At 63.1% G+C, this 11,714-nt stretch carries 6 protein-coding genes; 1 reads left to right on the top strand and 5 read right to left on the bottom strand.

The features are described 5' to 3' along the window. The first annotated feature begins 169 nt into the window (after positions 1-169). On the top strand, positions 170-4,861 hold the full coding sequence (locus tag ACH2EI_RS02140) for an Ig-like domain-containing protein (RefSeq protein WP_395159002.1): 4,692 nt from the start codon (positions 170-172) through the stop codon (positions 4,859-4,861). A gap of 32 nt (positions 4,862-4,893) precedes the next feature. Here the strand turns inward: ACH2EI_RS02140 and ACH2EI_RS02145 are convergent, their stop codons facing one another. The 5 genes from ACH2EI_RS02145 to ACH2EI_RS02165 form a co-directional block, all read right to left on the bottom strand. After that, the gene (locus ACH2EI_RS02145) at positions 4,894-7,002 is read right to left on the bottom strand and encodes a transglutaminase-like domain-containing protein (protein WP_395159004.1); all 2,109 of its coding nucleotides are present in this window, start codon (positions 7,000-7,002) and stop codon (positions 4,894-4,896) included. After that, the gene (locus ACH2EI_RS02150) at positions 6,999-8,111 is read right to left on the bottom strand and encodes a DUF58 domain-containing protein (protein ID WP_395154921.1); all 1,113 of its coding nucleotides are present in this window, start codon (positions 8,109-8,111) and stop codon (positions 6,999-7,001) included. Before ACH2EI_RS02150 ends, ACH2EI_RS02145 begins: the two co-directional genes overlap by 4 nt. A 28-nt stretch (positions 8,112-8,139) precedes the next feature. Continuing rightward, positions 8,140-9,102, bottom strand: coding sequence for an AAA family ATPase (locus ACH2EI_RS02155; RefSeq protein ID WP_395151984.1), 963 nt, complete (start codon positions 9,100-9,102; stop codon positions 8,140-8,142). Between the two features lie 75 nt (positions 9,103-9,177). Beyond that, positions 9,178-9,423 (bottom strand): hypothetical protein, encoded by a 246-nt coding sequence (locus ACH2EI_RS02160; protein ID WP_395159005.1) that lies wholly within the window; start codon positions 9,421-9,423, stop codon positions 9,178-9,180. 10 nt (positions 9,424-9,433) lie between these two features. Beyond that, positions 9,434-11,386 (bottom strand): protein meaA, encoded by a 1,953-nt coding sequence (locus ACH2EI_RS02165; RefSeq protein ID WP_395151980.1) that lies wholly within the window; start codon positions 11,384-11,386, stop codon positions 9,434-9,436. Positions 11,387-11,714: the final 328 nt, after the last annotated feature.

Raw genomic sequence — 11,714 nt, forward strand, 5'->3', positions numbered from 1 at the left:
CATGGTTCTGGGCATCGTCGCCTTTAGTCCGATTCGCCTGTCCAGAAACTCCCCACACTCCACATAATAGGTGTGGGGTGGCGGTCAGGAGAGCGCTACCGAAGGTTTCGCTTCAGTCTTGCCGAGAAACTGCCGATATATCGAGGGCAAAACCTGAAAGGAAGTGGAAATGAGAACCGTGACCTGGCGACGAGCCGTTGCAGCACTGCTCGCAACGATGCTCGGCCTGAGCGCGCTCGTTGTCGTGTTCCGCTCCGATGGGCTCCCGGCCGTTGATGCAGCAGTGGCACGCGCCACGCGATGGTTCGTCCACCAAGAGACCGGGCGGGTTGTTCTTGCGGATGGCTACGGAGGCCGTGCCCTTGCGAGCCTCGATGTCGGCGCTAACGGTGGGGATTTGCGTGTGATCGAAGGCGGCTCTGGTGCCTATGTCGTCAACGATGCGACGGCCGAGGTCCGTGTGATCGACTCTGCGGCACTGCGGTTGAGTCCTGCTCGGGGCATCGCCACCTTGGCGGGAGGACGCTCTCTGGCTGGCGTCGGTTCGTCGGGGCTCGTCGTCATCGACGCTGATTCCGGTGCGGCAACGCTCCTTCCGGCCACGGGCGAGTCGGTGGGCTTTGCACTGGACGTCGGCCCCACAGCCCTCGTTTCGCCCGATGGCGCGATCTGGTCGATTATCGGCGACGAAGTCGTTCGCGCCACACCTGCCGGACCGACGAGCCGCTCGCTCGGCGATGCACCGCCCGACACGGCCTCACTGTCGCTCGTCGGAAACCGCCCGTTGATCGTCGATGGTGCGGGGCGGCGAGCACGCCTCGGCGACGGCGACTGGATTGAACTGCCTGTCCAAGTTGACAGCAGCGAAATCGTGATTCAAGAGCCCGGTCCCGCTCACACATGCGGTTGGGTCGCGGTAAACGACGAACTCTGGTGCATCTCGGAACGCAGCATCGAGAAGTCGTCGGTGGTCCCCGGCCTCGATGTTGACGGTTCTGATTTCCTCGCGATCGCTGGCGACGCAGCGGCGATTGTTCGGCGTGGTCCGACCAGGATCATCCGGTTCGATTGGCGCAATGGAGCGATCTTGCAAGATGAAACGGCGTCGGTCTCCGGCACAGCCACGCTTGCCGTGTCGGCCACGGTTGACCTCGTTTGGGTTGACGACGTCGCTGGTGATTTCGTCTGGTCAATCAACCCGTGGGGGATCGAAGCAATCGACAAGAACGACCTGTCCACGTTGGTGCTTGGCGAAAACGGCCGAGTCGTGAGCGACGGCGTTGGCGTTGGCGTTGGCGGCGTTGGCGGTGGCGGCGATGTCGGTGACGGGTCTGCTGGCGAACTCGGAGAACGCGAGCCGGACAACAATGGGATCGATGACCCGCCAGTTGCGATCGACGATCAGGTGACCTCTCGCGCTGGTCGCGCGGTGTCTGTCCCGGTGACGGCGAACGACTATGACCCTGATGGTGAGGCGATCGTCGTCGTCGCGGTCGGGGCTGCTGGCCACGGCACGGTCGAGATCGGCACAGCAACCACCGTGATCTTCAATCCTGAGCCTGGCTACGTCGGACTCGACCAGTTCACGTACACGATCTCTGACGGTAATGGCACCGAGGCTCGTGCGAATGTCATCATCGAATTGATTCCAATCGACGGAACGAACCAGCCGCCCATTGGCGTTCCTGACGACGCCGAGACGGGTGCCGGTGTGCCCGTGGTGATCGACGTGTTATTGAATGACATTGATCCTGACCGCGACCCGCTGCAGATCGATTCGTTCGATGTGCAGGGCGCCTTGGGAGAAGTGACCGAAACCATCGGGCCGTCGGGCCTTGGCGCATTGGCATTTTCGCCGCGTGACGGCTTCGAAGGAACTGCTCTGTTCACGTATCGCCCGGTCGATTCGTTCGGCGCAGTGGGCGACGACGTCAACGTGAGTGTCGAAGTCGCCAGCGTTGGCGACGCGAACCGGCCCCCGATCGTGTGGCCCGACTCCGTGAGACTGCGCCGCGGCGTCGAAACGGTACTTCCCGTGTTGGTGAATGACGAAGATCCTGACGGCGATGCATTGTCGGTCGACATCGCGCGCCCGCTGCCCGAAGGGCTATCGGTTGAAGTTCAGGGCGAACAGCTCGCCATCACGGCCCGAACAGGTTCTGCTGATTCGGTGCCGTTCGAGTACGTGGTCAATGACGGAAACGGTCATCTCGTTCGTGGTTCTGTCCTCGTCGAGATCATCGACGACATCGAACCGAACCGGCCCCCGGTCGTCGTCGCCGACGCCGGAACTGCGGTCGTCGGTCGGTCGGTCGTTATCGAAGTGCTTGCCAACGACAGCGATCCAGACGGAGATCCGCTCGTCGTGGTGAAGGCGACTCAACCCGTGGAGGGCGGCGGCCAAGTCGCAGTCCTGTCACCCGACCGTGTGCGGTTCACACCGGCGCCTCTCACCGACGAGGACGATGCCTTCGTCCGATTCACCTACACCGTTGACGACGGAAACAACCACCAGGTCAGCGGTGACATCGTGATCCATGTGCTGCCCGAACCGCTACCTGAGCCGCCGTTCGCCCAGGATGACTCGACGTTCACGTTCGTCAACGAGCCGGTGACAATCGATGTCCTCCGCAACGACGGCGACCCATCGGGTGAACGTCCTCGGCTCATCGGTTCGCCGGGCTGCGCTGGCGGGGGCCAAGCAGTTGTCACTGCAGATGGGCTGGTCCGGTTCACCCCGCCGCTGAATCAATCCGGAGCCTTCCGCTGCACCTATGAGGTGACCAACTCGATTGGCCTGCGTGCCTCTGCATCGATCATCGTGTCGGTGCGCGAGCCGTTGATCACCAACGAACCACCGGACGCAGTCCTCGACCAGATCCTCGTCGAAGTGAACGAGACGGACTCGATCGATGTGACCGCTAACGATGACGATCCCGACGGTGACAACAGCGCACTCAGAGTCGTGTCGTCAACGACCCCGAGCCTCGGGACCGCAGTGCGGACCGGGAATCGGATCACCTTCACGGCCGGGCCGATCGTCGGTGTGTCGACGATCAACTATCAAGTTGTCGATGAAAAAGGAGCTGTCGCGCTCGGCCGCGTGTCGATCAGGATCATCGAGTCGGCCAACGTTGCGCCGATTGCCGAACCAGACACTCGGACGATCAATGGGCCAGGCGTGCCCACTCAGTTCGATGTCCTCGCGAACGATTTCGACGAGAACGAACCGGTTGCCGCTCTCTCCGTCGAAGGTGTGGCTCTCCGGTCGGGAAATGCAACGGTGACAAGGTCGGGCAGGATCGTCACGATCTCGCCGAACCCGAACTTCTTGGGCGACATCGTCGCCGTGTACACGATCCGCGATTCGGGTGGGCTCACGGCCTCGTCGCAGATCGTGCTGACGATCCTGAAGCCGCTCAACCGGCCGCCAGTGGCCAAAGATGATATTGCTGACCTCGAGAACGGTGGATCGGTTACCACGTCGGTCCTCTTCAACGACAGCGACCCCGACGGTGATCCGCTCGTGATGACCATCACCGGTGGCCCTGGCGCCAGCATCGGTAGAGCGACAGCTGTTGGCAGCTCGATCGTCTTCGACGCGACTCCCGGTGCAGCCGGAACGGCTGTCATCACCTACTCGGTGAGTGACGGCGACCTGACCGATACGGCTGCCTTGCGCATCACTGTCCGACCTTGTTCACAGTCGGCGCCGAGTGCGCAGGATGCGTTCTTGACCACTGGATACCAGCAGGCGATCGCGATCAATCTTGCCGACTTCTCCGCCAACGGCTCGGTCACCGACGTCGTCGGGCCGAGAACCTACAACGGCAGCGTGTACAGGCCTCCGGCTGGCGAGAACGGCAATGTCGTCATCAGCTTCGCTGTCGTCAACAGCTGCCGCCAGCGCACGACCGGCCAGGTCACCATCGATGTCAACCAAGACCCCTGGGCGCAGCCTGTGACAGCGGTGATTGATCGCCGGGGGCAACGCGAGTTCCCGGTGTCGGAACTGGCCGGCGACGACGAAGCCCTGACGATTTCTCGCAGCTCGGGCGCGCCAGCGTGGGCGACCATTGAATCTGCTCGCGTTGTTGTGGCGCCGCCGATCGGAATCCCTCCGGGCACGTACAGGTGGACCGTCACGGTCGTCGACCCGGGTGGTCTGACAGCAACTGTGCCGATGACGATCACGGTCATCAATGCCAGTCCTGCAGCGAACCCCGACAACGTCAACGTCGCCGGCGGTGCCGGATCGTTTGACCTGGTCGCCAATGACACCGACCCCGACGGTGAGAACGCCGCCCTGCGGATTCAGTCGATGCCTTCGACAGTGGTGTTCAGTAACGGTGAGGCCGGCACGATCACGCTTGAGCCAAACAGCCGCTCAGTAAGTATCGATCCTCAAAACGGTCGCGGAACGGCAACGTTCGCGTACTCCGTTGTCGATGGCGACGGTGCTGTGTCCACCACGACGAACGTCACAGTCGCTGGACCAGCCGTCAACACGGCGCCGACAGCAAGCGACCAAATCATCGCCGTCGTTTCGGGCTCGCCGACCACCGTGGTACTAACCGTGAACGATGCAGATGGTGATGAGCTCACCGTTGTCACGCCGATTAACGACCCGGACAACATCGTCACCGCAGTGTCCGGGACCACGATGACGATCACGACGGCAGGCGCAGGGGATTTCCAGTTCAGTTATCGAGTTACCGATGGCTCAGACGAGTCGAACCTCGCCACCGTCACGGTCCGCTCGGCGTTGCCCGAGACCACGACGACCACCACCGATACCACGACGACCGTGCCGGGGACGACAACCGTGCCGGTGTCGACGACAACGCCGCCGGGCACATAGGGGCCCTGCGAAGGTCGCAGTTTCCTGCTGCGTCAGCGGACTGGGGAACGGGTGCTTGGCCTGAGGGAACGGAGGCTCAGTCGCCAACGCAGTTGTTCGCCTCTGGTTCGTACCTCGGCCATCGAGGTTTCGATCCGGATCAAGTACGCCGCTGCGTCTTGGACGAGAAGGTCGGTTACTGCTGGGTTGCCAAAGATGACGGCACTCGACAGTGTTGCGAGCTGAGCCAACTCACGTTTGGCATTAGCAACCAGCGGCCCTCCGGAGGTGGCGATGTCTCCATTTGTCGACGACGGAGCGATCGTCAGACCAGCGTCAACCAATCGGTCGGTGGCAGTAGCCCACGCTCCGGCGATGCGTTGTGCTGGGGACCCTGAATGGAGCCGCCGGCGTCGCGTTCTGAACTTCGCGACCAGAATGGTCGCCGTCAGGGCGAGCAATGGGAGCAGGACTACTCCGAGAGCAACGCCCGCTTCTTGCACCCAGCGAACGAACACCGACGCGGTATTCGAAGCGTCGTTGTCGGCGTCGATGTTGTCCGGGGCTTCTGTGGCGAGCTCTGGTGGGGGAGCAACCGGCGGTTGAGCGGCGGCCGGCGTCTGCACGGCGGGTTCCTCCGGAGGCGGCGTAACGTCGGATGCTTCGTCCAACGGCACTGGATTAAAGGCGATCCATCTGCCGTCGATGAGGCCGATCTCAGGCCAGACGGCCGCATCGCTGGAGACCAGGGCCAGGGTGCTTCCCGTTGCTGGACCTGCGGAGACAAATCCGGTTGCCACTCGCGCGTCGACGCCCAGTGATCGAGCGAGAAGGACGTACGCCGTCGCGAATTGTTCGGCAGTTCCGCGTTGGGTGTCTCGAAGAAAGCGCTCGAGTAGGGCCCGTTGCAAGCCTGCGCCCGGAGCGTTGGATGCCAGCACCCAGTCATCGCGCATCGTCGATTCAATGTTGCGCAACTGGTCCAGCACAGTGCCGTCGCCCGCGAGCGTCGTAGCGAACTCTGTGAGGCTGCTCACCGAGTCATCAACTGCACGGGTCGCGATGCCGATGTCCAAGGCGTCGGCAGTCGTGGTGATCGGGCCGCTCGACACGGCGATCGTGTCGTCAGGGTCGATCCGCTCACCGAGGCGCACAACGGTGCGATCGTCGTCGGTTTCGACGGCAGCATCAATCGTGATCGGCGTGGCAGGAAACGGCACGAGTGTGAGGTCGTCGTCAAGGAAGGCGATGTCGAACATGAACATGTCGGACGTGTCCGGGGCCAGCCGTCGCCCAATTGGACGAAGAGCAAGCGCTGGGGTCCACAGCTGCCCGTCGTAGTCGCTCAGTGCAGCAGTGCGCCAGCGATTGGGGAGATTGACGCCCGACGCAGTGGTCATCTGATAGAGATCGGCCGGAGGGTCGAGGGCCCGGAGCGCGAGCGTGGCCTCGATGGGGTTGAGTAATACAGCAGTCTGTTCGGCTGGCTCGTTGCGTCGAGGGTCGGCGCGATCGGCCAACACCGTGGGCACGCTGACCGCTGCCGCCATGAGGCCAGCAAGCAGCACCACCGGGATAAGGCGGCGCTCGCCTCGCAGCAACATCCACTGATCGCCGATCTCGCTGTCATTGTCAGGCACAGGTCGGAGCGTTGCAAAGGTCGCTGCGAGCAAACCGATGGGAATCAGCCAAACCGTCTGCGCTCCGGACGGCGCCCCGAGTGCCGTCACCAGCACACCGGCGGCGGCGACAGGCGTGAGGGCCAGCAGGTGCCAATCGCGGCGGCCAGCGAGGTCGGCGGCGAGGGCAGTCGGGACCGCCAGCAACAACCCGACTGTGCCGATGAGATCGGGTCGATTGGGGCTCGGCCAGTCGGTCGAGAGTAGCCGTTGGATGCCCGCGGTCAGCGCGTCGACGACGTCGGATGATTGTCCGCCGGATGCGAACACGATGATTGCCACCGATGTGCCGATGCTGAGCAGGGCGAAGATGAATCGAACGATGCTGGCGAAGTTGCGCACGACGATCGACACGAGTGCTGGAAGCGCCACTGCGATCAAAAACCACCAGATATGCCGGTCGAAGATGTTTCCCGCGACGACGGCCAGTACGGCCATCATGGCGGTGATCAACGCGATGCGAAGTCGGAAGAGGCCACTCACTGTTCCCAGGCCCTCCACCGTGTGGCGAAGTCTGCTGCACCGACGGCTGCGATGGCCACGCCTGTTACCGCCGTGGCGTCTTGGCCGATGCGGACGACCAGCATCTGATCGAGGTTCAGGAAGCGGCTGGACGGCCCGTCGGGGCCAGTGACCATGACGACCGATGTGTGATCGAATCCGTGCGAGAACAACGAGGCAACCGAGAGGAGATCGTCGGCGTTGGTCTGTTGGACTGGCGTGAGGAAATCGAGCATGATGCCCTCGTCGGCAATCGGCGTTGCTGCGCCTGGATGGGCGCGACTGGTGGTGCGGAGGACCACCGCAAGCCCAGAGCGCACCGCGTGTGCTGCGAGGGTTGCTGCGACATCGACCGCCTCTTCGAAGTCGTCCACCGTGCCAACCTTGTCGCTTGTGTCGAGGACGACGGTGAACTCGGGCCGACGAATCTCCACGGTCTGACGGACCATCAAGACCCCGGTGCGAGCTGTGGTCGGCCAGTGGATGAGCCGGGGATCGTCGCCGGCCACGTATTCTCGCATCGACACAAACCCGGACATCGGGTCGGCTGATGCACGTCGGAGAACCGACTCGCTGTCGACAACTCGGACGGCGCCCTGTGGCCCGAGGAGTTGGTACACCTTCGGATGCACCGTGACTGAGCCAACTGAGCGGTCGGGGCGCGTGCCGATGGCGAGCCAGAACGGGTCGATGCGTTCGACTTCGAAGGGGCCGATGTCGAAGACTCCTCGACGATGTGTCGGCAGGCTGCCGAAGAAGTCGGCGGCGTGCGCCGGCGCCACCGATTCGAGCTCGGTACGACAAGTTGCCGTGTCGCAGCGGTCGACGATCGTCGCTCGCCCGGTACGGAATCGGCTGGAGTTCCGGACGCGATACGCCACGTTGACCGGATGCCCGCGGGGGACTCGGATGGCTCCGATTCGGCGGACGATCTCCGCCTGGAGTGGTCGCCGGGCGAGCCAAATTGACGCGGCCACGACGACCCCAATGGCGATGCCGACGATGATCAGCTCTTCGTATTCCCACCACCAACCAAGACCGAGCGCCATGACGGCGACGATGAGTGCGCCGAGGCCGGACCGGGTCAGCATCGGCTGAGATCGAGCGACGTTGCCATGGTCACGAATTGGCGGAACGGGGTACCGGAATTTCGTCGATCAGATCGGCGAGCAAGGTGTCGATGCGTACACCGCGTAGCTCGGCTTCTGCGCGCAGCGCCATGCGGTGTCCGAGCACCGGAGCGGCAACGGCCTTGACGTCGTCCGGTGTTACGTAGGATCGATTGTCGGTCGCTGCGAACGCCCGACTCACTCTCATGAGAGCGAGGGTGCCACGGGTCGACACGCCGAGGCGAAGGTCGGGGTGCTGGCGAGTGGCCGTCGCAATCGAAACGATGTACTCGGTAATGCTCGGGGCAACCGTGATCAGGTCCATCTCGCTGATGATTTGGTCGATCTCTTGCGCGTCGGTGACCGGATCGAGGTCGTCGTCCCGGCGGCCGCGATGGAATGAATCGAGCAATGCGGCTTCGGTGTCGGCATCGACATAGCCGAGGCTGAGCCGCATCGTGAAGCGGTCGAGCTGGACATCCGGAAGCGGGAACGTGCCTTGAAAGTCGCGCGGGTTCTGCGTGGCGATCACGAAGAACGGGCGGGGGACCAGGCGGCTGGAACCGTCGAAGGTCACCTGCCGCTCTTCCATCACCTCGAGCAGGGCGGCCTGCGTTTTGGGGCTGCCGCGGTTGATCTCATCGCCGATGAGCACGTTGGTGAAGACGGGCCCTTCGCGGAAAGAGAAGCTGCTGGATCTCTGGTCAAAGACCATCACGCCGGTGATGTCGGTGGGGAGGAGATCAGGCGTGAACTGAACTCGCGTCCACGAACCTGAGATCGAGTTCGCGATGGCCTTGGCCAAGCTTGTCTTACCGGTACCGGGCACGTCGTCAAGGAGCAGGTGACCCTCGGTCAACAGGCAACAGAGTGCCAATCGAATCTCGTGGCGTTTGCCCCGCACCACAGTGTCGACGTTGTCGATCAGTGCGTCGACGACGGAATTGACGCGCATGATGCTCGGGGTGGCCACCGGCAGAGTGTAGAACCGACAGGACCCCAGGTCGGGGAGGCCCCTGATCTTGACAAGGAATTGAAAGATTGACCGTCAGCTTTTCTCAACCCAGCTGAGCACTTCACTCGAGTCGATCAGCGCCTGTTCGACGAGGCCGAAGACGGATGGTACGTCGCGTTTGGCCAGCTCGAGTACTGCAAGAGGCAACCGATCGCGATCGCGCTGGCGAGTGCTGGGGAGTCGATCGAGCTGCTCGATGACGCGATCGGCGTCGTTGCCAAACTCGCGTCGAACCCGATCGATGACCTGGTTGGAGAACAGATACTGCGGGCCGGGCACGGGTACGAATTCACCGATTGCGGTGCGCTATGGCCAGCTCGGCGATGTCGCGCATGATGGTGGCGATTTGGTAGTCCTTCGGCGTGTAGATCGCAGCGATGCCGAGTTTGCGCAGGCGGGGACGATCGTCTTCGGGGATGATTCCGCCGACGACCACGGGGATGTCGACGCCCATCGCCTTGAGATGGTCAAGTACATCAGGTACGAGGTTGAGGTGTGAGCCGGACAAGATCGACAGCCCGATCACGTCGGGATCTTCGTCGCGAGCCGATGCAGCGATTTGCTCCGGCGTGAGGCGAATACCCGAATACACGACTTCCATGCCGGAGTCGCGTGCGGCGACGGCGATTTGTTCGGCTCCGTTCGAGTGTCCGTCGAGGCCCGGCTTGGCGACGAGGAACTTGGGCGGGCCTCCAGGGATCGACTTGACGAACGCGGCCACTTCGCCGAGGCCGCTTGCTGACCCGATCGCACCGGCCACACCGGTCGGTGCGCGGAACTCGCCGAAGATGTCGCGCATCAGGTTGCCCCATTCGCCGGTGGTGCCACCGGCTCGGGCCAGCGCGATCGACGGCGGCATGATGTTGCTGCCATCGACTGCTGCGGCACGCAAATCGACGAGCGCAGCATCGACGGCGGCCTGATTGCGTTGTGCGCGCCATGCTTCGACGTCGGCGACCAACTCGGCTTCGACGGCATGGTCGACCTTGAGGATCGCGCCCTCGCCACCAAGGGGCGAGGCGGTGCTCTCGGTGAAGTCGTTGACGCCGACGACGGTGAGATCACCTGATTCGATCCGACGCGTGCGCTGCGCCATCGAGGAAACGAGGCGCGACTTCAACGTTTCGACGGCTTCGAATGCGCCGCCCATCTCCAGGACGTCGTCGAGCTCAGCCTGGGCTGCTGCTCGCAACTCTTCGGTCTTGGCTTCAATGACTGTCGAGCCGTCGAAGATGTCGCCGTACTCGAGCAGGTCGGTCTCGAAGGCCAACACCTGCTGCATCCGCAACGACCACTGCTGATCCCATGGCGTCGGAAGGCCGAGTGCTTCGTTCCAGGCTGGCAACTGCACCGAGCGGGCGCGAGCTTTTTTGGAGAGCGTGACCGCGAGCATTTCGAGCACGATTCGCTGCACGTTGTTCTCTGGCTGCGCCTCGGTGAGGCCGAGCGAGTTGACCTGGACGCCGTAGCGGAAGCGCAGCGCCTTGGCATCGGTGACGCCGTAACGTTCCCGGCCGATCTGCTCCCACATGTCGGTCATGGCACGGAGCTTGCAGGTCTCTTCGATGAATCGGATGCCGGCATTCACGAAGAACGAGATTGACCCGAACACCTGGCTGAACTGATCGTCGGACACCTGGCCCGAGGCACGCACAGCATCGAGCACGTCGATGGCCGTGGCCATGGAGTACGCGATCTCCTGCGTCGGCGTCGCCCCGGCTTCCTGTAGGTGGTACGAGCACACGTTCATCGGGTTCCACTTAGGTGCGTGCTCGGTGCACCACGCGACCATGTCAACGATCAGCCGACGCGAAGGTGCCGGCGGGAAGATGTACGTACCGCGCGACAGGTACTCCTTGACGATGTCGTTTTGCGTGGTCCCACGAAGTTCGTCCGCGGGGATGCCCTGCTCTTCGGCATTGGCCACGTAGAGCGCGAGCAGCCAGGCGGCGGTGGCGTTGATCGTCATGGAGGTGTTCATCTGGCCGGGTGGGATTTGATCGAGCAGTGTCCGCATATGACCGAGGTGTGCGACCGGAACGCCGACCTTGCCGACCTCGCCGCGCGACATTTTGTCGTCGGGGTCGTAGCCAGTCTGCGTGGGGAGGTCGAACGCGATGGAGAGGCCGGTCTGGCCCTTGGACAGGTTGGTCCGATACAGCTCGTTGGACGCGGCAGCCGTCGAGTGGCCCGAGTAGGTCCGCATCATCCAGGGACGGTCGGGCGCGGTGCGTTCGCTCATGGACCCAGTGTCGTCGATTCGAGAAGAAATCCTCACGTTCTTACTCAAGTCCTGACCGATCCTGGCCGAAACACTTAATGTCAACGAAATGACCCGGTGAACAAGCAAATCACCGAGTAGTTCGAGAGCCGGGACATCTTGTTTCCCCCCTACGAGGTGTCCCCCGGCTCCCAGGTTTCCCCATGTAGGCGGGAACCGCGTCGGTCGGATGGCGGATCTGATCGGTGCCGGATAGGACGCAGCGGAGTGGACACCTCAGGGTGATCCCTCCGCTGCGTTCGTTTTCGCTCGGTTGCTCAATCGAGAGCGGTTGCTCAATCGAGAGCGG

It is taken from the genome of Ilumatobacter sp. (assembly GCF_041688325.1).
GTDB lineage: Bacteria > Actinomycetota > Acidimicrobiia > Acidimicrobiales > Ilumatobacteraceae > Ilumatobacter_A.

Excerpts from the sequence above, each read along its gene's own strand:
- ACH2EI_RS02165 (WP_395151980.1), bottom strand. The coding sequence starts at position 11,386 with ATGAGCGAACGCACCGCGCCCGACCGTCCCTGGATGATGCGGACCTAC.
- ACH2EI_RS02150 (WP_395154921.1), bottom strand. The coding sequence starts at position 8,111 with ATGCTGACCCGGTCCGGCCTCGGCGCACTCATCGTCGCCGTCATGGCG.
- ACH2EI_RS02140 (WP_395159002.1), top strand. The coding sequence starts at position 170 with ATGAGAACCGTGACCTGGCGACGAGCCGTTGCAGCACTGCTCGCAACG.